Genomic DNA, 20,329 nt, shown 5'->3' on the forward strand with positions numbered 1-20,329 from the left:
CGTTGAGGTGAACGTGATGAAGGTCCAAAAACAACAATATGTTACCATTAAAGGCACAAAAGATGGCTTAACGTTACATCTCGATGATTCATGTTCTTTTGACCAATTGCTCCATGAACTCGAGGAAATGCTATCTTTAAAACAATATATTCACGGGTCTGGTCCAGTTATTGGTGTAAATGTCAAGGTTGGTAATCGATTCGTTAATAAGCAGCAACGTGAAAAGCTTGAATCAATGATTCAGCAAAAACGCAATTTAAAGGTCGAAGCAATTGAAAGCAATGTTATGACAAAGGATGAGGCGCTTAGGATTAAGAGAGAAACCGAAGTTGTCTCTGTTGCTAAAATTGTTCGGTCTGGTCAGATTTTAAAGGTTAAAGGCGATCTGCTGTTAATAGGTGATGTCAATCCAGGCGGAACAGTGATTGCTGCAGGAAATATCTTTGTACTCGGAGCTTTAAGAGGAATTGCACATGCAGGAGCGGAGGGGAACGGACAGGCTGTAATTGCTGCCTCATTAATGAAACCAGCTCAGCTTCGAATTAGTGACATCATTAATCGTGCACCAGATCATATACCGAATGATGGAAATGAAATGGAATGTGCTTATATAAATGAAGATAACGAAATGATTATAGAGCGACTGCAGCTACTTACTCATTTACGACCTAATTTGACAAGGTTTGAAGGGGGAATCTAACAATGGGTGAAGCAATTGTCATTACCTCAGGTAAAGGTGGTGTTGGTAAAACAACAACATCAGCAAATTTAGGGACAGCTTTAGCTATATTAGGCAAACGTGTTTGTCTAGTAGATACAGACATCGGTCTTCGAAACCTGGATGTTGTAATGGGATTAGAAAATCGAATTATTTATGATCTAGTGGACGTTGTTGAAGGTCGCTGTAAAATGCATCAGGCACTTGTTAAAGATAAACGGTTTGAAGATCTACTATATTTATTGCCGGCTGCGCAAACGAGTGATAAAACAGCCGTAAAACCAGAGCAAATGAAAAAGCTAATAGATGAATTAAAACAAGATTATGATTATATCGTCATTGATTGCCCGGCTGGTATTGAACAAGGATACAAAAATGCAGTTGCTGGTGCGGACAAAGCGATTGTTGTCACAACACCTGAAATATCTGCTGTTCGTGATGCAGACCGAATTATCGGCCTTCTTGAAAAGGAAGATATTGAACCACCGAAATTAATCATTAACCGTATTCGTAATCACCTTGTTAAAAACGGGGACATGCTGGACGTAGATGAGATTGTGACACATCTTTCCATTGATCTGATTGGAATAGTTGCCGATGATGATAATGTTATTAAGGCATCCAATAATGGTGAGCCGATTGCAATGGATCCGAATAACCGTGCAGCAATTGCCTATCGAAATATAGCAAGGAGAATTCTTGGTGAATCGGTTCCTTTACAATCATTAGAGGAGCAACATAAAGGCGTACTAACCAGATTGAAAAAATTCTTTGGTGTACGAGTTTAATAATAGAAGTACATGATTACTATACATAATGACTAGTGTTTGAACTCAATTTTACGTAAATTGAGTTTAAACACTAGTTTTTTTATTTTTATAATGTTAAAGCTTATGGTTTTGGAACTATGTTGATTAGTACGGATATGTGAGACTCTAGCGAAGAATCGTGTTATAGAGAGACCGTACAGTCGAGTCATGTTCATGAGCGTACAGCTAGCCAGTACATAGCAAACACCTTCTGCTGCAATCAACTGGGCAATTTTGAAAGTATCTATTACTTTTTATGGCTTACATAAACATGGGACTAATCAGCCTAATATAGATAGTGGTTAGGACATAAATTTTAATCATATCCTTTCAGGACAAGGCATAAACTTGTACAAACTGACTAAAAGGATTGATGGGGATGAGTCATCGAGCGGATGAAGTGAGAAAAAGAATTGCGAAAAGAAAGCGTGAAAGAGGTTTAGTTAATGAACAAGATACGTCAAAGCGAACTTCCTTGTTTTTAAGTGATGAGGAGAGATATGGCGTATATACGCCGCCAACATATGAAGGTGGTCCGGGCAATGGGAATGGCGGTCACCCGCTTTTCCGTGCAGAAGTATTCATATTTAAATTATTATTTTCAGCTGTCATCGTATTAGTTGCTGCAATCGCTTTTAAAAATGGAGCACCTATCTTCCAAAAAGCACAATCTGCGATCAATTACTCACTTGAAGAAGAGTTTCAATTTGCTGCTGTTTCCTCATGGTATAGGGAACAATTTGGAGAACCATTAGCCCTTTTTAATCCAACATCAGGTGACAATGAAAAGGAAAATCAAACTGAGACCGCTGGGTTATCTGTACCAGCAACTGGGAAAGTGCTAGAAACCTTTGAAGATAACGGACAAGGGATTATGGTAGAGACAAATCGTCCCTCTGTAGAAGCAATTAATGAAGGTATTATTGTTGAAGCAGGCGAAAAATCGGATAATGGTCTGACAATCGTCATCCAGCATGCTGATGGTACAGAATCATGGTATGGAAATTTAGAAAAAATTGATGTAGCTCTTTATGATTTTGTCGAAAAAGGAAAAGAGCTAGGAAAAACAAAACTAAATGAAAATCAAAAAGGCACCTTTTATTTTGCTATAAAAAAGGGTGATGAATTTATTGACCCGAACAAGGTGATCCAATTTGAATAACTATTTAACTCTCTTACTAAAAATCCATATTCATCCATTGTTATGGGTAATGATTGGAATAAGTGTCATTACAGCAAACTTTAAAACGGTATTAATTCTAATGCTGATTGTGTTTGTACATGAAATGGGCCATGCAGTTAGTGCTCATTTTTTTTCTTGGAGAATTAAATCAATCATGCTTCTCCCCTTCGGAGGAGTTGCTGTGGTTGATGAGCATGGAAACCGTTCGCTGAAACAAGAGTTAATTGTCGTATTATCAGGACCAATTCAGCATATTTGGCTTCAAGGGGCAGCCTTTTTGCTTATGACAACGAATATAGTTAGCGCAGGGGATTATCAATTATTTACGTTTTATAATCTATCGATATTATTCTTTAATTTGCTGCCTGTATGGCCATTAGATGGCGGCAAGCTATTATTTATTCTTTTCTCAAATTATTGGCCATATAAAAGAGCGCATTTGTATATGATTGTCGTGTCGGTCTTCTTCTTGTTAAATTACCTAGCAGTTGTTTTAATATATTCACCTCATCATTTAAATGCGTGGATTATTACATCCTTTCTCATTTACAGTTTATACCAAGAATATAAGAATCGAATGTATGGCTGTTTACGCTTTTTAATGGAGCGATATTATGGCAAACAAGATACGATTTACCGATTAAAACCGCTTGTCGTAGATGAGTCAGAGTTAATTTTTCATGTGTTGCTTCAATTTCAACGAGGATGCAAGCACTTAATCATTGTTGAACGAGATGGTTCAAAGGTTTCGGAAATGGATGAAAATGAATTGCTTCATGCCTATTTCGCAAATAAGCTTACCGATTCAAAGGTAGGAGATTTAGTCTACGCATATTGATTACAGCGTGTACCTTCATTCTTAAACAGTTTCTATGATATAGTAGTAGAGGCATCTATCTGGGAAGTAAAAGCTTAGCAAAAGCTTTTGTCCCTTTCTTAAAAGAAAGAGGGTATAAGCAGTGCGGAAAGTGTTGATTAACGAAAAAACAAACGAAATTCGTTGTGCTGTAGTTGAAAATAATCAATTAACAGAAATTCATCAAACGAATTCTATTCATGATGAAGTGGTAGGGAATATATATGTTGGAAGAGTGACAAAGGTCCTTCCAGGAATGCAAGCTGCTTTTGTTGATATCGGCTTAAAACAAAACGGATATTTACATCGGAACGATTTGATCTCGTTTCAGCATAATGGTAACCATGGCTCAAAAACATCAATCTCCCATTATGTAAGAGAGGGTGAACAGCTGCTCGTACAGGTTGTTAAAGAAGGTACAGATCAAAAAGGCCCGAAATTAACAACAAATCTTGAATTTGGCGGAACGTTTTTAGTATACATGCCTTTTGGTGATTATCTTGCTGTTTCAAAAAAACTTAAAGATGAGGCAGAAAGAAACAGATTATTAAAAATCGCTGATGAGCTCCGAGAGGAAAAAGAGGGGCTTCTTTTTCGTACAGCGAGTTTTCATAAAACCAAGGAAAGACTTATGGAAGAATATCTGAAACTCAAGGAGAAGTTCACTTCTTTGCCTTGGGAAAATGTAAAAGCACCTAAATGTGTATTTAAGACAAGAAGCTTTGTGGAGCGTTTAGTAAATGAATTATCCCTTCATCCAGAAGACATGATTATATGTGATCATATAGAGACTGTGCACCTTTTAAAAAAGCAATATCCAAATGTCACTGTTACGTACCATGATCGGAAAGAAGGAATATTCTCAACAAATAAGATTGAACAAGAGATTGACAAACTCTTAAAACAAACAGTTTGGCTAAATAACGGTGCATTTATCGTGATCGAACAAACGGAGGCAATGACAATTATTGATGTAAATACAGGGAAATTCTCTGGGAAGTCTTCCATGCGGGACACGGTTATTAAAACAAATCAAGCAGCTGCAATTGAAATTGCCAAACAAATAAGATTGCGAAATCTTAGCGGAATTATCTTAATCGATTTCATCGATATGAGATTTAAAGAAGACCAAGAATTAATTGTCAATACGGTCACTCGCGAGATGGGGCGGGATCGTGTTCAACACAAAATAATCGGCTTTACTGAACTGAATATCATGCAAATAACAAGAAAAAAAGTACGAGGATCAATTGAGGAAAGTCTAACAACCCGATGTAAAGTTTGTCATGGAACAGGACGAATCCCATCTGCTGAGAGTGTTGCCTATAAACTTGAGCGAGAGCTGTGGGAATATCAATTTATAGACGATGAAGCCATTTGGGTTGAAGCGACAGTCGATGTAATCGAATTGTTTCAAGGTGAAAACGAGAATCATAAAAGGCAGCTTGAGGAAGCGTTACACTTTAAAATAATTTGTTCAACTTTATCAAGCCCTGTACCCAATTATCGAATAAAACATATTGGCAGTGTGATCTCAATCACAGAAAGGCTAAAAGCTTGAAATAATTGTTGCATATTTCATAGGTATTTGATATTATGTTTAATGTTATGACTTGTAGCGCACCCGTGCTACAACCGCTCAGAATAAGGTATAAGCAATGTTTTTGACATTCACCTGATTTTGGCGAGTCTTAGTTTATAGGAGGTGCAAGGAATGTACGCAATTATTGAAACTGGCGGAAAGCAACTTAAAGTTGAAGAAGGCCAAGTAATCTATGTTGAAAAGCTTGGTACTGAGCAAGGTGAAACTGTTACGTTTGACAAAGTTTTATTCGTAGGTGGAGACAACGTGAAAGTTGGAAGCCCAACTGTTGACGGAGCGACTGTTACAGGTAAAATTGAAAAACACGGTCGTCAAAAGAAAATCACTGTCTTCAAATATAAGGCTAAGAAAAATCAACGTAAAAAGCAAGGTCACCGTCAGCCATACACAAAAGTTGTTATTGAAAAAATCAACGCGTAAGGCTGTTTGAACATGATAAATGCAAAAATTTATCGTTCAAATGAGGGACTTATCACATCGTTCATATTATCTGGACATGCTGACTTTGATGAGCATGGCAAAGATTTAGTTTGCGCTGGGGCTTCAGCTGTTACCTTTGGTGCTGTAAATGCAGTACTGTCATTAACAAATATTGAACCACAAATTGAACAAGGCGAGGATGGCGGATATTTGCAAGTGAAATTACCTGCTGATCTTGACAAATCAACTAGTGATAAAGTTCAACTTTTGTTGGAAGGTATGCTGATCTCACTTCAAACGATTGAAAGAGAGTATGGACAATATATTTCTGTATCGAATATCAACTAAATAGGAGGTGAACTTCATGTTAAGATTAGATCTTCAATTCTTCGCATCTAAGAAAGGGGTAGGTTCGACTAAAAACGGTCGTGACTCTATCGCAAAACGTCTTGGTGCAAAGCGTGCTGATGGGCAATTCGTAACTGGTGGTTCAATTCTTTACCGTCAACGTGGTACAAAAATTTACCCAGGTGAAAATGTTGGCCGCGGCGGCGATGATACGCTTTTTGCAAAAGTTGATGGTGTCGTTAAATTCGAACGTTTCGGACGCGATCGCAAAAAAGTTAGCGTATATCCAGTAGCACAAGAAGCATAAGTTTAGAAATAAAAACTCTAACCTGAAAAATTGGGTTAGGGTTTTTTTATTGTAATAAAAAACTAATGTTACAATTTCCCTTATGTTCCATATCAATGTTTGTTATAATTCATAGTACAGCCTAATCAAGACATGCAAGTTTTCTAATAAGATCTAGGAGAATAAATTAGTATGAAAAATAATTTAAACGAATGGAACATTGTTGATCTTTTAAGTCATTCTCGTCATGATTGGATGAATAAACTACAATTGATTAAAGGTAATCTATCCCTACAAAAATATGATCGCGTCAACGATATAATAGAAGAAGTTATTATAGAATCACAACAAGAATCAAAGCTCTGTAATTTGAAAATGCCCGAATTTGCAAGCTATCTCCTTACTTTTAATTGGAGTAATCATCATTTATTGCTTGAATATGAAATTTTAGGGGACATACGGTCCTTGGAACCATTTGATGAAGCGGTAACCAAATGGAGCCGGAGCTTTTTGGATATACTAGAAAATATCGTCGATAAATGCAGTGAAAATCATGTGAACATTACGATCGATTTGAATACTAGTGAAGCCGGAGTTCGTTTCTTTTTTGATTTTAATGGCATAATAAATGATACAGACCATATCGAAAATTGGTTAAAAGCAATTGATCATTCACAATTGGTTGTGAATGAATATCACGTTGATACATATGAGTTAACTACAGTTATTTCATTTGGGATTTAGAACGGAGGAAGACAAATGTTTGTCGATCAAGTCAAAATATATGTTAAAGGCGGCGATGGCGGGAACGGAATGGTAGCATTCCGTCGTGAAAAATATGTGCCAAAAGGCGGTCCTGCCGGGGGCGATGGAGGAAATGGCGCAGACGTCGTTTTTGAAGTCGATGAGGGATTAAGAACGTTAATGGATTTTCGTTACAAGCGGCATTTTAAAGCTCCTCGAGGTGAGCATGGGATGTCAAAAAACCAGCATGGTAAAAATGCGCAGCCTATGATCGTAAAGGTTCCTCCTGGAACGGTTGTTACGGATGAAGAAACTGGGCAAATTATTGCTGATTTAACCGAGCACGGACAACGTTCAGTTATTGCCAAAGGCGGCCGGGGAGGGCGTGGGAACACTAGATTTGCAACACCTGCAAACCCTGCCCCGGAGCTCTCGGAAAATGGTGAACCAGGTATAGAACGAAATGTTATTTTGGAATTAAAGGTATTAGCGGATGTAGGTTTAGTTGGCTTTCCGAGTGTAGGGAAATCAACATTATTATCAGTCGTTTCTTCTGCAAAACCGAAAATTGCGGATTATCATTTTACAACCCTTGTCCCAAATTTAGGAATGGTTGAAACAGAAGACGGGCGAAGCTTTGTAATGGCAGATCTCCCGGGTTTAATCGAAGGTGCCCACCAAGGTGTGGGATTAGGTCATCAATTCCTTAGACATATCGAAAGAACACGTGTTATCGTACATGTCATCGATATGTCTGGTTTAGAAGGCAGAGATCCATATGACGATTATGTAACCATTAATGCAGAGTTAAAGGAATACAATCTTCGGTTAACTGAGCGTCCGCAAATTATTGTTGCTAATAAAATGGACATGCCAGATTCCGAAGATAATTTAACGGAGTTTAAGAAAAAGCTTGAGGATGATGTGAAAATCTTCCCAATCTCAGCAATTACTAGAGAAGGTGTTCGTGAGCTTTTATTTGAAATTGCTGATACTTTAGAGCGTACCCCTGAATTTCCATTATTTGAAGAGGAACCGGCAGAACATCGAGTGGTATATGAATTTAAGAAAGAGGAGCCGAACTTTGCAATTACTCGTGACAGTGATGGATCATATGTCCTTTCTGGCGAAAAGATCGAGAAGCTATTTAAAATGACAGATTTCTCTCGGGAAGAATCTGTTCGACGTTTTGCAAGACAGCTTCGCGGTTTAGGAGTGGATGAAGCATTACGTGAACGAGGAGCACAAGACGGAGATATTGTAAAGCTGCTGGAATATGAATTTGAGTTCGTTGAATAATGATTTAACACTGTGTAGAGAGCTGATCATTTGGCTCTCTTTTTTTTACGAAAGTGAAGATTTTTGCCCTACAGAACTTCTATTATGGCTTTTAAGCACATTGTTGATTGGTACGATATAACTGACTTTTGCGGGCGGAAAGCGGTGACTTGTACAAGTTAAATGTGAAGGTACCTTGACAGCCTGCTGGAGAGAAGCCACTGCAGCCTGAAATCAACAGGAAAGCATAAGAGTTTTTATTTAAAAGACAACAAACGTTTAAAAAGAGACTTACTTAAAAATTTAATTAAGAAAAAAGAAGAAATTTAGTTAATATTGTGATAAATTATCTACATTAAGAAAAATGTTGGGAGGGAGAAAATGAAGGACGCTACGTTTTTTTTAGTTCGTGAAGATATATTGCCGGAAGCGATGAAAAAAACACTTGAAGTAAAGAAGTTAATAGAAAGAGGAAAAGTAGATTCTGTAGCAGAAGCTGTTCAGCGTGTGGATATGAGCCGCAGTGCTTTTTATAAATATCGTGATGCTGTATTCCCGTTCCATACAATAGTAAAAGAAAAGCTTATCACACTTTTTTTTCATCTTGAGGACCGCAGTGGCACATTATCTCAATTGTTATCGGTTGTAGCAACGGCTGGATGTAATGTGTTAACCATTCACCAAACCATTCCCATTCAAGGACGTGCAAATGTTACACTCTCCCTTAATACGAATGGAATGACAGAAGATATCAATCGCCTAATGGCTAAGCTCAGAAGATTGGAATTTGTCGAGAAGGTAGAAATACTTGGCCAGGGAGCATAAGGAGTTGAAGATAGTTGGCATTAAAAATTGGATTTTTAGGACCAAGAGCAACATTTACCCATTTAGCTGTACAAGCATTTTTCGGAGAAGAGGTTGAGCAGGTAGGGTATACCACGATTCCTCAGTGTATTGATGCTGTAGCAGATGGTGAAATTGATTTTGCAATTGTTCCTACTGAGAATGCGTTAGAAGGCTCTGTTAATTTAACATTTGACTATTTGATACATGAACGACCATTATACATAGTCGGTGAAATTGTCTCACCCATTGAACAGCATTTAATGGTTCATCCTTCAAGAGTAAATGATTGGGAAAGCGTAAGCCGTATTTATTCTCATTCTCATGCGATTGCTCAATGTCATAAGTTTTTGCATAAAACCTTCAAAGGGCTAACCTATGATTATGCTACATCAACAGGAGCGGCAGCCAGTTATGTTAGCCAGCATCCAGAAGAGCCTGTTGCTGCGATAGCAAATAGACTTGCAGCAAAGGAATATGGTTTAGAAATTGTAAAGGCAAATATCCATGATTATCACTACAATCATACAAGATTTGCGATTTTAAATCCTTCAAAAGATACGGAATATTATAGCCCGTATTTAAAGCCTGATAAAGAAAAAACAACTTTGATGGTGACATTGCCTTCAGATCAGCCAGGAGCATTACATCAAGTATTATCAGCTTTTACATGGAGGAAGTTAAATTTATCAAAAATTGAATCAAGACCAATGAAAACAGGGTTAGGCAACTATTTTTTCATTATTGACCTTGATATGCTTGTCGACGAAATTCTTATACCTGGTGCTATTGCTGAGCTTGAAGCATTAGGCTGCAGCGTAAAGCTTCTTGGGTCTTATGAGGGATATACGATTAAACAAAATATCGAAAAAGAGGTTTAATTTTATACAATAAAAAACCAGGTGTGCTGTATCACCTGGTTTTAATTTATAACTTTTTTACCTGGTTTAATGATTAACTTCAAAGCACAGGAGATGCAAGTGCAGTCAGTGCGGCAGAGTGTCAGTTGATAACTGACAGCGCCTAACGACGAGTCTTGCAGTTTCCTACCAATACTAGCAGTAATGAGAATAAGTGCTTTTAGTAAAATTGTCGCTTATCAAGGTGCATGCGCATTTGTTCTTAGTCTTTTACTAAAAATCCCTCTTTATCAAGCTCTTTGCAAGCACGATTTAGTTTTTCTATTGAATCAGCTTGCAAGGTATGCAAATGAAGACCCTGTGTTAATTGTGATAAATAGGCGGCATTGGAGTGGTCTATTTTTTTGATAAATTCATTTACATCATTTCGATTACCGACCATAACTGAAGCTGTTAATTCCCCATATACTTGATGTTCAACAATCACATCCTTTACAAACACTCCATGATCAACAAGAATGGTTAATTCTTCTCTTGTTCGTTCAGGGGCATGTTTACATGCAATAATTCGTTCTACAAGATTGGATTGGTCATTTTGCTTGGATAAAAAAACGTATCCCTGGCTTGTTGCCATAATTGGGTAATTCTTAGCTTTCAAAAGGGAGATATCCTGTACAATAACCTGTCTGCTGACATTTGCTTTTTTGGCTAATTCCCCGCCAGTAATCGCCTTGTCTGCGTTAGATAATAAATCCAATAACAGGGCACGTCGCTCATCTCCTAAAATTTTTTCCGTTTTCAATAAGCTCATCCTTTCACTCAATATGATTTCTATGTTAACAAACGAACGCTCTTTCCCGACTAAAGAAAAGATACAAGCCTTTTAAAATTGTTCGATAATGTTAATAAGGGCTTTTGTAAATGATTCCAGCTCTTTAGCTGTTGTTTGCGCCCCTAATGATATTCTAATATATTGCTTTGCAATTTGCTCGTCAAGTCCTATGGCAAGAAGTGAACGGGGAGGTGCTTGCATACCTACTTGGCAGGCACTTCCGGTCGAAATGGCAAAACCTTTTCGGTTGCATTCAAGCATTATATATTGACCTTCAATACCTTTAATAATAACAGGTAAAATATTTGAAAGGGTATTCTCACTGTTTTCATTTAAAAGGATGAGTCTGTCTCTATAAGGTTCAATTAAGCGTATGAATTGGCTTCTCAGCTCTTGATAATGGTGTAAATATTCATTCATTTTATCTGCGATATCTTTTGCAGCAGCAGCGAATGCGGCAGCTGCGGGAACATCTACAGTCCCGGGACGGAAGCCTGATTCATGGGTTGTTCCGGGAATCACAGGCTGCCAATATGCCGATGAATGAATATAGACTGCACCGATTCCTTTCGGGCCATAAATTTTATGACTTGAAATGGATATGGCATCAACATACCCCTTCTCGATATGAATAGGCATCTTTCCGAAGGTTTGAACACAATCACTATGGAATAAGATCCCATGCTTTTTTAAACATAGACCGATTTCTTCAATCGGCTGAATAACACCAAGCTCAGAATTTCCATGCTGAATGGAAACCAATCCCGTATTATCTTTCAGCTTGCTTATAACGACTTCAACGGAGACTTGTCCTTGGTTATTCGGCTCTATGAAGGTGACTTCAAAGCCATCGGTTTGCAGCCTTTTAAAAAAAGTATAAAGTGATGAGTGTTCGATTTGGGTTGTTATAATATGATTTTTTAATGGATTGACTCCATTTAATAGAGATTGTATGGCCAAAACATTCGCTTCACTCCCGCTTCCAGTAAAGTAAAGACGTTTTTCATTTCCTCCAATCATATCTGTAATAAGCTTTTTTGAAGCCTGTAAAGTCATACCGGCGATATGGCCAATATCATGTAAGCTGCTGCTGTTTCCATAAGCATTTTTTGCTGCTTTCATATAGATGTTTAATGAATTTTCACTCATAGGTGTGGTTGCTGCGTAATCAAGATAGATCAATGGATTCACCTCTGTTTCTCTTAATTTATGAAGCGTTTATTAGAAAAATTTGTTTATTGTCAAGCCCGTATGGCGAAAGGCTTCGTTTTCCCTTACGTTTATCCTTAAGAAATAAATTTTGATTGTGTAAAAAAACTCTTGTCATTATTTTAAATATATGTAAATATAAGTGTCAAGACAGGTGTAAATTTACAGGGGGTGACATGTATGCCTCATTCAGACGTCATCATAATAGGCAGTGGAATCGCGGCCCTTTCTGCTGCATACCACTTAAAACATAAACAAGTAACACTAATTACGAAATCTACTTGGGAAAAGAGCAACTCAATGCTTGCTCAGGGTGGAATAGCCGCTGTGATTCATCAAAATGATTCTTGGAAAAAACATTTTGAAGATACGTTAACGGCAGGGTGTTATCATAATAATCCAATAAATGTTGAGCATCTTGTCCAGAATGGCCCAAAGGAAATCTTGGAATGGTGCCAGCGAGGCATGAGATTTGACTGTGATCAAAATGGACAATTTCTTCTAGGGAAGGAAGGCGCACATAGTCATCACAGAATTATTCATGCCGGTGGAGATGCGACAGGAAGAGCCATTACCCATTTTTTATATCAAGCAACAAAATCCTCAATAAGAATCATAGAAAACGAGATGGCAACAGATTTGATTGTTGATAAAGATGAATGCTACGGTGTCTTTACAAAGAGTAAAGATGGAACGATTAAACAGTATTTGGCAAGCAAAACGATTATAGCGAGCGGTGGATGTGGAGCTGTCTATGGCCATACATCAAACGCTGATGTGATAACAGGTGACGGGATTGCCATGGCTTATCGGGCCGGAGCAGAAATAGCTGATATGGAATTTATCCAATTCCATCCGACGATGCTTCAAATTAATGGACAATGTGTAGGACTCATTTCGGAAGCTGTTCGTGGTGAAGGAGCTGTCTTGATTAATCAGAATGGAGAGGCGTTTATGGAGAGCCTCCATCCACAAGCAGATTTAGCACCTAGAGATATAGTCTCAAGGGCCATATTTTTCGAGATGAAAAAGGGGAATGAAGTATTCCTTGATATATCTATGCTTTCCAATTTTGCATCAAGATTCCCAACAATTTCACGTATGTGTAAACAACATGAGGTTGATTTAAAACATGGAAGAATACCCGTTGCACCAGGTATGCATTTTCTTATGGGGGGAATTCGCACGGATGAGAATGGCGAGACAAATATAAAGAATTTACTTGCAGTAGGTGAAGCTGCTTGTACGGGAGTTCATGGTGCTAATCGTTTAGCGAGCAACTCTTTATTAGAAGGACTTGTTTTCGGAAAAAGAGTGGCAAGCCATTTATTATCATTACCATTAAAGCAGCCATTATTGGCTGTTAAAGATAGCGCAGAAATTGCAAGTATTGATGGATGTGAATTGCCGACTAAGAAACAAATTCAAGGCATCATGACCAGATATGTTGGAATACAACGAACAGAAGCAGAGCTAATATACGCGGTAAATTGGTTTGAGAAATATCAGAAACAATTCTCTTTTTGGGCATTTAATGTGAAAAATTTCACAAATCAGCAAATTGAAATCATCAATATGATAACGGTTGGCTGGCTGATTTCCTCCTCGGCATTAAACAGAACGGAGAGCAGAGGAGGACATTACAGAATAGATTTTCCGGAAATAAATGATAATGATTGGCGAAACAAGCAGCTGATCCGAACAAAAGATGAAATGTACGTAGGGGTGTAGCGGATGAATGTGATTAAATTAAAAAAGAAGCTTGAGGAATTTTTTCTAGAAGACTTAGGGGAATGGGATGTTTCAAGTCAAACAATATTTGGACCAGAGGCAAGAGGGAAGGCTGTCATTATTTCTAAGGAAAAGGGTATTTTAGCTGGAGTTGATGTGATTCATACAGGGTTTTCCTTATTTCAAGAAAAAGTGGAAGTAAACTTAAAAAAACATGATGGTGACAAGCTTAATAATGGTGATATTATCGCGGAAATTGAGGGACCTGTCGCCACAATCCTAAGCGGGGAGCGAGTGATTTTAAATATACTGCAGCGGATGAGCGGGATCTCAACATTAACAAATAAGGCGGTAAATCTCCTCCGATCAGATCATACAAGAATTTGCGATACAAGAAAAACATCTCCTGGTTTGCGAATGTTTGAAAAATATGCTGTCCGTTGCGGCGGTGGCTATAATCATCGCTTCGGTCTTTATGATGGGGTAATGATTAAGGACAATCATATTGCTTTTGCAGGTTCGATTCTAAATGCTGTTAAAAAGGTAAGGGAAAAAACAGGTCATATGGTTAAAATTGAAGTGGAAATTGAAACTGAAAAGCAGCTGCTAGAGGCAATCGAGGCAGGGGCAGATGTTATCATGTTTGACAATCGCTCTCCAGAAGAAGTAGCGAAATTTGTTGAATTAACGCCAAAACATATTGTGACAGAAGCATCTGGGGGAATTGGACTAAACAATTTAGCTGATTTCCGACATACAAATGTTGATTATATATCTTTAGGCATGTTAACACACTCTTATAAATCGCTAGATATAAGCTTAAATGTAAAATAGGAGGTTAGAAAATGGAATTATTAGATATTCTTGAACATGAGAAAAGAGAAATGATGCCAGAATCCTATAAAAACCGAACAATAGAAGAAATGGAACGTCGCGTTTGCGAAATTAAAGAAAAATTCGGCTCAAGGCTTTATATTCCTGGCCATCATTATCAAAAAGATGAGGTTGTGCAGTTTTCAGATGTTACAGGTGACTCTTTGCAGCTAGCACAAGCTGCTGCTGCAAATAAAGAAGCTGAATATATTGTGTTTTGCGGTGTTCATTTTATGGCCGAAACAGCGGACATGCTAACATCTGAGAATCAAAAGGTGCTTTTACCAGATATGAGAGCCGGCTGCTCAATGGCTGATATGGCTGACATTGAACAAACCGATCGGGCATGGGAAGAGCTTCAGCAATTATATGGTGATACGATTCTACCTTTAACATATGTGAACTCTACAGCTGCTATTAAGGCATTCGTAGGAAAAAACGGCGGCGCAACAGTTACCTCCTCAAATGCTAAGAAAATGTTAGAGTGGGCATTTACTAAGAAGGAAAGAATATTATTTTTACCAGATCAACACTTAGGTAGAAACACAGCATATGATTTAGGAATTCCGTTAGAAAAGATGGCGATCTGGAACCCAATTCAAAACAAATTAGAATTTGAAGGTAATATAGAAGATATAGTTGTGATCCTTTGGAAAGGCCATTGCTCAGTTCATGAAAATTTCACCGTGAAGAATATAGAACATATTCGTAAAACAGAACCGGATATGAACATCATTGTCCATCCGGAATGCAATCGGGAGGTCGTTGGTTTATCTGATTATGCTGGCTCAACAAAGTATATCATTGATATGATTGAAGCAGCAGAACCTGGTACAAAATGGGCAATCGGTACAGAAATGAATCTAGTGAACCGTTTAATTCAACTAAATAAGGACAAGAAAATCGTATCCTTAAATCCATTTATGTGTCCTTGTTTGACGATGAACCGGATTGATCTGCCACATCTCCTTTGGACGCTGGAAGGCTTAGAAAGAGGAGAAATCACGAATCAAATCGAAGTGCCTGAGCATATTACAAAGGATGCTGTTTTAGCACTGGACCGTATGCTTGCGAATGTTTAAACCCTGAATTGGGGTCAGCCCTCTATACTGAGGTCTGACCCTTTCACTTTCAAAAGCACTTTATTTTACCTCAACCGGATTTCTAGTCTTTGGGATTACACCTTTTACTAAATGTCGGTCTGCAATAACTTTCCAATTATTATCCATTTTATAAACAACGTATTTTATCATGTTTGCTTGATTGTCTATAGTAACGGAAATGTCAGCAATCACAGCAGTATTTGTTAGCATCGTTAGATGATGAACGTGATAGTCAAGCGACGATATTTTTTCAAGATTCTCTATTTGCTTATGATCTTTACTAAGCTTTATAGCATATTTCCTTAATGCAGCTTCATTACCTGATTTAATGCTGCTAAAATAACCTTTAATCCCGTCAAGAATATCAGTATTTATTCTTTTTTCATCTGCTTGGCTTCTATACAAACCCTTTACAATTCTCCATTTTCCCTCTCTTTTTATAACTGGAATTGTCTGAACAATCGCCTGGTCTTCAAAATCTAATGTTACCGATACTAAAGCCAGGTCACTTGAAACAACAATAAGGTCCGTTACTTCTGCTTTCTGTAAAGGATTTTTCTCACAATCTGTTTGATTAGAGTTATTTCGATTCTCAATATTATGTAATTCAATAGAATACTCTGACATTTCGTCCTTCTTGCATTTTTTTTGTGCACTAAAAAAATGAATGGCTGCATTTAAAGCGTTATTTCTCATTGCAATTGTCACCGATTCCTTTTCAGCTGCTTCTACTTGAACAACATAATTTGGGGCAATCAAACTTAATAAAACAAATATCATGACTATTTTAAGCATCTAACCATTCCTTATGTTAAGTAAGATTTCCTTATGTTTTCTCATTGGTTTCGATTTATGTATAAAACATGAAAGTTTTGCGGTTAATAAAATGCTTAATCAAGCATATGAATGAGAAAAGGGTATAGGTTTATCCAATTTTTAATACGAGTTTAATCATAATTTCAGTTTTTTCTTCATAAATTGTGATGAAGATTAATGACATCATGCTTATCGTTTATAAAGTGGAAAAACATCACGCTTACACGACTGGATCGATGAGGTAAGAAGCCCATCAGTATAGAAAGAAGTTTTCTGATGGTAGATCTATTTTTATGCTTAGGAGGGAAAGCGTTGAAAATTCATATTGTTCAAAAGGGCGATACTCTTTGGAAAATTGCAAAGAAATACGGGGTTGATTTCGAAGAGTTAAAAAGTATGAACACACAATTGAGCAATCCTGATTTAGTAATGCCGGGTATGAAAATTAAAGTACCTTCTGGTAATGTTGCAATAAAAAAAGAAGCGCCTATTAAAAAAGAAATGCCGATAAAAAAAGAAATGCCTAAGGCTGAACATCCTTTTGCTAAAGAAAAACCAAAAGAGGTAGTAGATGTAGAAGATACTGCACCGAAAGATGTCGTAACTGAAAAACCATCAAAACCTTATATACCGCCTGTACCTAATGTTCAGCATCCGGTATATACTGGAGTTGATATGAATAATTATTATACGGTGAATATGGCGATGATGCCGCAAATGCCCAATCCGCAATTGCCGCCAAAACCCGAAAATGTGTTACCAAATATAATGAAGGATGATGAAGACACCTATAAGACACCTGCTAAAGAGCTACCAGCTAAAGAGCTACCAGCTAAAGAAATGCCAGTTAAAGAACTACCAAAAGATTTACCTAAAGAGCAACCTAAGGAGCAGCCATATTACACATCACCATTACAACAAGAGGAGGATTCAAAAGATATGGCAAATATGCCGAATGTACCGAATATGCCAATGCCAATGAATGTTGCACCAGCCATGTATCAGCCGTATTGTCCACCATATATGGTGCCTGTTTCACCTGTATTACCTGGCAGTGGATTATGTCCGCCAGGGCCATATTATCCAATGCCATATGGTTACGGTCCAGCAATGCCGCAACAGCCATACCCAACCGCAGTTAGTCCTGCGGAATTTGATGACGATGATGATGAACTTGGGTCTTATGCACCGAATATGCCATATCCGCAAGCAGTAGCGCCTGCACACTTTGGTCATGGATTTCCAGTAAATCCATTTGCAGGTGTACCAGTGTCTCCAGTATTACCAGGACCGGGATTTCATTATCCTAGCCAAGTTTTAGGGGCATATGAAGATCCGTATGACGACGGTGATTATGAAAATACAGCCATTGCTCCAGCATATGACCAGAAAGATTGCGGATGCGGCGGACCTGCTCCTCAGATGAGTCCATATCAACAAATGCCACAGTATGGCTATCCAATGCAGCAGCCATACGGAGGCTATCCAATGCAACAGCCATACGGAGGCTATCCAATGCAGCAGCCATATGGAGGCTACCCAATGCAGCAACCATTTGGTGGTTATCAAGGACAACAATTCATGGGCCCGCAAGGACAGGAAGTTATGGGCCCGCAAGGACAACAATTCATGGGCCCGCAAGGACAACAATTCATGGGCCCGCAAGGGCAACAATTCATGGGCCCACAAGGGCAACAATTCATGGGCCAGCAAGGACAGGAATTCATGGGTCCACAAGGACAGGAATTCATGGGCCAGCAAGGACAGGAATTCATGGGCCAGCAAGGACAGGAATTCATGGGCCAGCAAGGACAGGAATTCATGGGCCAGCAAGGACAGGAATTCATGGGCCCACAAGGACAACAATTCATGGGCCCACAAGGACAACAATTTATGGGCCCGCAAGGACAACAATTTATGGGTGACCAAGGACAGCAGTTTATGGGTCAACAAGGTTTTTCCCCAGAGCAAATGGCACAAGGCGGCCAAATGTTTGAAATGCCTGATTTTGATAGCAGGGAAGATGATGACGAAGATTAAATCGATTAAATCTGCAGAGGTAAGGGAGATACCTCTGCTTTTTCTTGTCTCCAATATTACCGTTAACTAACAGATTGATTTCTCTGTAAAAGGTACAAGCTAGTTAATGAGCGCGATATCGTGCTCTTTGAAAGTACCTACAGGGGGGTAATCGTATTGATAAACAAGAAAAAAGCTTCAGCCTATACTGCAATCGCACTTCTGACGTCAGGTTTAACAGCCTGTAATAATAATGAGGGTGCATTAGATACAAGATATAATGATAACACTCAACCCATGGGATACTATTCAAATGAAGATACGAATGTAGATAATGAAGGTCCTGTAACGGAAATGATGGATGGTGCGAATAATGAAAACAATTATTTCCGTAGAGTTAATAATCGCAATGCAAATATGGACAATCCTACAGCACCTTTAGGTGACCAAGATGATGGGCTTGTTCGTGATAATCGGTTTAGACGTACTGATACTAATTACCATGGCCATCTAAATCAACAAGGAAATAATGATCGTGATGATAATGAGATCTCACGAAAAGTTAGGGCTTCCGTTGAGAAAATGAACAATATTGATGATGCACGTGTATTGATAACAGAAAATAACATTTTGGTTGCTGTTCAAACAGATACTGCTGCTGATGATAAACTAAAAAATAAAATCAAAAATAATGTTCGAAAAATGGCTGACGGTCGAGATGTTCAGGTTGTAACAGATCAAGGAACCTTTAACCGTGTTCGTAACATAGATAATAATATTCAAAATGGTGTAGACCGCACAAGAATTGATAATGATATTAACAATCTTATGAATGATCTTGGAAATGCGGTACAGCGCCCTTTTAATGGAAATCGTAACGAATAAGCAATGACTCTAGAGGGGTCTGACTTTTTAAAAAACAATATAAAGAACTACCTTTATTTTAGGTTCTTTATATTGTGTATAAGGGTCAGACCCTTTTAAATATGAAATGGAAAGGATATCCGAGGCTTCTGCGGGAGAAAAACCGGCAGAAAAAATCTAAGCTCCCTATGGCAATGAGGCAGCTTCTGAATATAATGGACTTCAACAGGCTAGTTAAACACAGCATTTAATTTAAGTGAGTCCAATCATTAATAGGATATGGTATGATAGATGAGTTGAATTTTAAGTAGCAGGTGATTGGAATGGAAGACAAAGGAATAAAACGAGAAACAAAAGGAATAGATACATCAATTGTTTATGACTTTAAACAATATCCGGACGAGATCAGTGGCCGATGTGATAATTGCGGAAATACTTTATTTAAGAGTTCTGTTAAGGATTTCATTTTTTTAAGGGAATGCAGGGAATGTGGGATGAAAAAAAGCATATAATAGAAATTCGTTTTCAATGAAAGTTTTTTTAAAAGTTTATTTTTTGGACTTAGTCATGGTGTCTTGCTCAAATCTGACCACTAAGAAAGTTTCATAAGTGTTTAAGTTGCTGGTCAAGGTTTTGGCATTTTTCTTATAAAAAGTCACTCAGTAAGAGAACTTCTATACCTGAGTGACTTTATACTTTGTATAAAACTAATTATTTGAAAATAAATATCTAACGCCTTTATAGATAAGAACAACTGAGAAAACCAAAATTGTTAATACACCAACAACTGTAGTAAATGGTGCTAAACTAGCTAAAAATGTTCCAGCTAATGGCACCTCAACTAAAGCAAAACCTGATAAGATTGCTGCTAAATATAAGAAAATCCAACTATTCATTTATAACCCCTCCTTTACTTACAATATATGACCTATAA

Annotated in this window: 22 protein-coding genes and 1 other annotated feature; of the genes, 18 read left to right on the plus strand and 4 right to left on the minus strand. The window is 37.9% G+C overall.

The genetic code is table 11. The annotated features are described in order from the left end of the window. The first annotated feature begins 16 nt into the window (after window positions 1-16). The 12 genes from minC (at window position 17) to pheA (ending at window position 9,969) form a co-directional block, all read left to right on the plus strand. A complete protein-coding gene (gene minC / locus WQ54_RS09955; RefSeq protein WP_046515756.1) occupies window positions 17-700 on the plus strand; it encodes a septum site-determining protein MinC in 684 nt (227 codons plus the stop codon). A 2-nt stretch (window positions 701-702) separates the two neighbouring features. Further along, window positions 703-1,506 (plus strand): septum site-determining protein MinD, encoded by an 804-nt coding sequence (gene minD, locus WQ54_RS09960; RefSeq protein WP_046515760.1) that lies wholly within the window; start codon window positions 703-705, stop codon window positions 1,504-1,506. 400 nt (window positions 1,507-1,906) lie between these two features. Beyond that, window positions 1,907-2,689 carry a M23 family metallopeptidase gene (locus tag WQ54_RS09965; RefSeq protein ID WP_046515763.1) on the plus strand — a complete coding sequence of 261 codons (783 nt, stop codon included), beginning with the start codon at window positions 1,907-1,909 and terminating at the stop codon, window positions 2,687-2,689. Next, window positions 2,682-3,548: a M50 family metallopeptidase gene (locus WQ54_RS09970; protein WP_046515767.1), complete on the plus strand. Its 867-nt coding sequence runs from the start codon at window positions 2,682-2,684 to the stop codon at window positions 3,546-3,548. Before WQ54_RS09965 ends, WQ54_RS09970 begins: the two co-directional genes overlap by 8 nt. A gap of 121 nt (window positions 3,549-3,669) precedes the next feature. Continuing rightward, window positions 3,670-5,127, plus strand: a complete 1,458-nt coding sequence (locus WQ54_RS09975) for an Rne/Rng family ribonuclease (protein WP_046515773.1) — start codon at window positions 3,670-3,672, stop codon at window positions 5,125-5,127. 62 nt (window positions 5,128-5,189) lie between these two features. Next, window positions 5,190-5,268: a sequence feature (ribosomal protein L21 leader region), on the plus strand. Between the two features lie 12 nt (window positions 5,269-5,280). After that, complete coding sequence (gene rplU, locus WQ54_RS09980) at window positions 5,281-5,589, plus strand: 50S ribosomal protein L21 (protein WP_046515776.1); 309 nt, start codon at window positions 5,281-5,283, stop codon at window positions 5,587-5,589. A gap of 12 nt (window positions 5,590-5,601) precedes the next feature. Beyond that, entirely contained in the window at window positions 5,602-5,937 is a 336-nt protein-coding gene (locus tag WQ54_RS09985) for a ribosomal-processing cysteine protease Prp (protein ID WP_046515779.1), read from the plus strand. A 16-nt stretch (window positions 5,938-5,953) separates the two neighbouring features. Next, window positions 5,954-6,244 (plus strand): 50S ribosomal protein L27, encoded by a 291-nt coding sequence (rpmA, locus tag WQ54_RS09990; protein ID WP_046515783.1) that lies wholly within the window; start codon window positions 5,954-5,956, stop codon window positions 6,242-6,244. 171 nt (window positions 6,245-6,415) lie between these two features. Beyond that, a complete protein-coding gene (locus WQ54_RS09995; RefSeq protein WP_046515787.1) occupies window positions 6,416-6,967 on the plus strand; it encodes a sporulation initiation phosphotransferase B in 552 nt (183 codons plus the stop codon). 15 nt (window positions 6,968-6,982) lie between these two features. Next, on the plus strand, window positions 6,983-8,266 hold the full coding sequence (gene obgE / locus WQ54_RS10000; RefSeq protein ID WP_046515790.1) for a GTPase ObgE: 1,284 nt from the start codon (window positions 6,983-6,985) through the stop codon (window positions 8,264-8,266). Window positions 8,267-8,626: 360 nt separating this feature from the next. Next, window positions 8,627-9,070, plus strand: coding sequence for an ACT domain-containing protein (locus WQ54_RS10005; protein WP_046515793.1), 444 nt, complete (start codon window positions 8,627-8,629; stop codon window positions 9,068-9,070). A gap of 14 nt (window positions 9,071-9,084) precedes the next feature. After that, a complete protein-coding gene (gene pheA / locus WQ54_RS10010) occupies window positions 9,085-9,969 on the plus strand; it encodes a prephenate dehydratase (RefSeq protein ID WP_046515796.1) in 885 nt (294 codons plus the stop codon). Window positions 9,970-10,210: 241 nt separating this feature from the next. On the opposite strand, the gene WQ54_RS10015 is transcribed toward pheA, so the two are convergent. Continuing rightward, entirely contained in the window at window positions 10,211-10,759 is a 549-nt protein-coding gene (locus WQ54_RS10015; RefSeq protein WP_046515800.1) for a transcription repressor NadR, read from the minus strand. A 72-nt stretch (window positions 10,760-10,831) separates the two neighbouring features. Then, a complete protein-coding gene (locus WQ54_RS10020) occupies window positions 10,832-11,962 on the minus strand; it encodes an IscS subfamily cysteine desulfurase (protein WP_046515884.1) in 1,131 nt (376 codons plus the stop codon). Window positions 11,963-12,169: 207 nt separating this feature from the next. On the opposite strand from WQ54_RS10020, the gene nadB reads away from it, so the two are divergent. From nadB to nadA, 3 genes are read left to right on the plus strand one after another with little or no spacing between them, the layout of a single operon-like run. Further along, window positions 12,170-13,720 carry an L-aspartate oxidase gene (gene nadB / locus WQ54_RS10025; protein WP_046515803.1) on the plus strand — a complete coding sequence of 517 codons (1,551 nt, stop codon included), beginning with the start codon at window positions 12,170-12,172 and terminating at the stop codon, window positions 13,718-13,720. 3 nt (window positions 13,721-13,723) lie between these two features. Further along, window positions 13,724-14,554: a carboxylating nicotinate-nucleotide diphosphorylase gene (nadC, locus tag WQ54_RS10030; protein WP_046515806.1), complete on the plus strand. Its 831-nt coding sequence runs from the start codon at window positions 13,724-13,726 to the stop codon at window positions 14,552-14,554. Between the two features lie 11 nt (window positions 14,555-14,565). Next, on the plus strand, window positions 14,566-15,675 hold the full coding sequence (nadA, locus tag WQ54_RS10035) for a quinolinate synthase NadA (RefSeq protein ID WP_046515808.1): 1,110 nt from the start codon (window positions 14,566-14,568) through the stop codon (window positions 15,673-15,675). 60 nt (window positions 15,676-15,735) lie between these two features. Here the strand turns inward: nadA and WQ54_RS10040 are convergent, their stop codons facing one another. After that, on the minus strand, window positions 15,736-16,491 hold the full coding sequence (locus WQ54_RS10040; protein WP_046515811.1) for a hypothetical protein: 756 nt from the start codon (window positions 16,489-16,491) through the stop codon (window positions 15,736-15,738). A gap of 333 nt (window positions 16,492-16,824) precedes the next feature. Here WQ54_RS10040 and safA point away from each other — a divergent pair, with 333 nt between their 5' ends. The 3 genes from safA (at window position 16,825) to WQ54_RS10055 (ending at window position 19,907) form a co-directional block, all read left to right on the plus strand. After that, window positions 16,825-18,552 (plus strand): SafA/ExsA family spore coat assembly protein, encoded by a 1,728-nt coding sequence (safA, locus tag WQ54_RS31855; RefSeq protein WP_052737739.1) that lies wholly within the window; start codon window positions 16,825-16,827, stop codon window positions 18,550-18,552. A gap of 120 nt (window positions 18,553-18,672) precedes the next feature. Beyond that, window positions 18,673-19,416, plus strand: coding sequence for a YhcN/YlaJ family sporulation lipoprotein (locus WQ54_RS10050; RefSeq protein ID WP_197089576.1), 744 nt, complete (start codon window positions 18,673-18,675; stop codon window positions 19,414-19,416). A 302-nt stretch (window positions 19,417-19,718) separates the two neighbouring features. Continuing rightward, on the plus strand, window positions 19,719-19,907 hold the full coding sequence (locus tag WQ54_RS10055) for a hypothetical protein (RefSeq protein WP_046515814.1): 189 nt from the start codon (window positions 19,719-19,721) through the stop codon (window positions 19,905-19,907). 195 nt (window positions 19,908-20,102) lie between these two features. Here WQ54_RS10055 and WQ54_RS10060 read toward each other — a convergent pair whose 3' ends face one another. Next, on the minus strand, window positions 20,103-20,291 hold the full coding sequence (locus WQ54_RS10060; protein ID WP_046515817.1) for a hypothetical protein: 189 nt from the start codon (window positions 20,289-20,291) through the stop codon (window positions 20,103-20,105). Between the last annotated feature and the right edge of the window lie 38 nt (window positions 20,292-20,329).

Source organism: Bacillus sp. SA1-12 (assembly GCF_000981385.1).
Classification (GTDB): Bacteria; Bacillota; Bacilli; order Bacillales; family Bacillaceae; genus Metabacillus.

What these genes read in the sequence shown, in the direction of transcription:
- minC (WP_046515756.1), top strand. Translation starts at nt 17, where the DNA reads ATGAAGGTCCAAAAACAACAATATGTTACCATTAAAGGCACAAAAGAT.
- minD (WP_046515760.1), top strand. Translation starts at nt 703, where the DNA reads ATGGGTGAAGCAATTGTCATTACCTCAGGTAAAGGTGGTGTTGGTAAA.
- WQ54_RS09965 (WP_046515763.1), top strand. Translation starts at nt 1,907, where the DNA reads ATGAGTCATCGAGCGGATGAAGTGAGAAAAAGAATTGCGAAAAGAAAG.
- rplU (WP_046515776.1), top strand. Translation starts at nt 5,281, where the DNA reads ATGTACGCAATTATTGAAACTGGCGGAAAGCAACTTAAAGTTGAAGAA.
- WQ54_RS09985 (WP_046515779.1), top strand. Translation starts at nt 5,602, where the DNA reads ATGATAAATGCAAAAATTTATCGTTCAAATGAGGGACTTATCACATCG.
- rpmA (WP_046515783.1), top strand. Translation starts at nt 5,954, where the DNA reads ATGTTAAGATTAGATCTTCAATTCTTCGCATCTAAGAAAGGGGTAGGT.
- WQ54_RS09995 (WP_046515787.1), top strand. Translation starts at nt 6,416, where the DNA reads ATGAAAAATAATTTAAACGAATGGAACATTGTTGATCTTTTAAGTCAT.
- obgE (WP_046515790.1), top strand. Translation starts at nt 6,983, where the DNA reads ATGTTTGTCGATCAAGTCAAAATATATGTTAAAGGCGGCGATGGCGGG.
- WQ54_RS10005 (WP_046515793.1), top strand. Translation starts at nt 8,627, where the DNA reads ATGAAGGACGCTACGTTTTTTTTAGTTCGTGAAGATATATTGCCGGAA.
- WQ54_RS10015 (WP_046515800.1), bottom strand. Translation starts at nt 10,759, where the DNA reads ATGAGCTTATTGAAAACGGAAAAAATTTTAGGAGATGAGCGACGTGCC.
- nadB (WP_046515803.1), top strand. Translation starts at nt 12,170, where the DNA reads ATGCCTCATTCAGACGTCATCATAATAGGCAGTGGAATCGCGGCCCTT.
- nadC (WP_046515806.1), top strand. Translation starts at nt 13,724, where the DNA reads ATGAATGTGATTAAATTAAAAAAGAAGCTTGAGGAATTTTTTCTAGAA.
- nadA (WP_046515808.1), top strand. Translation starts at nt 14,566, where the DNA reads ATGGAATTATTAGATATTCTTGAACATGAGAAAAGAGAAATGATGCCA.
- WQ54_RS10040 (WP_046515811.1), bottom strand. Translation starts at nt 16,491, where the DNA reads ATGCTTAAAATAGTCATGATATTTGTTTTATTAAGTTTGATTGCCCCA.
- WQ54_RS10055 (WP_046515814.1), top strand. Translation starts at nt 19,719, where the DNA reads ATGGAAGACAAAGGAATAAAACGAGAAACAAAAGGAATAGATACATCA.
- WQ54_RS10060 (WP_046515817.1), bottom strand. Translation starts at nt 20,291, where the DNA reads ATGAATAGTTGGATTTTCTTATATTTAGCAGCAATCTTATCAGGTTTT.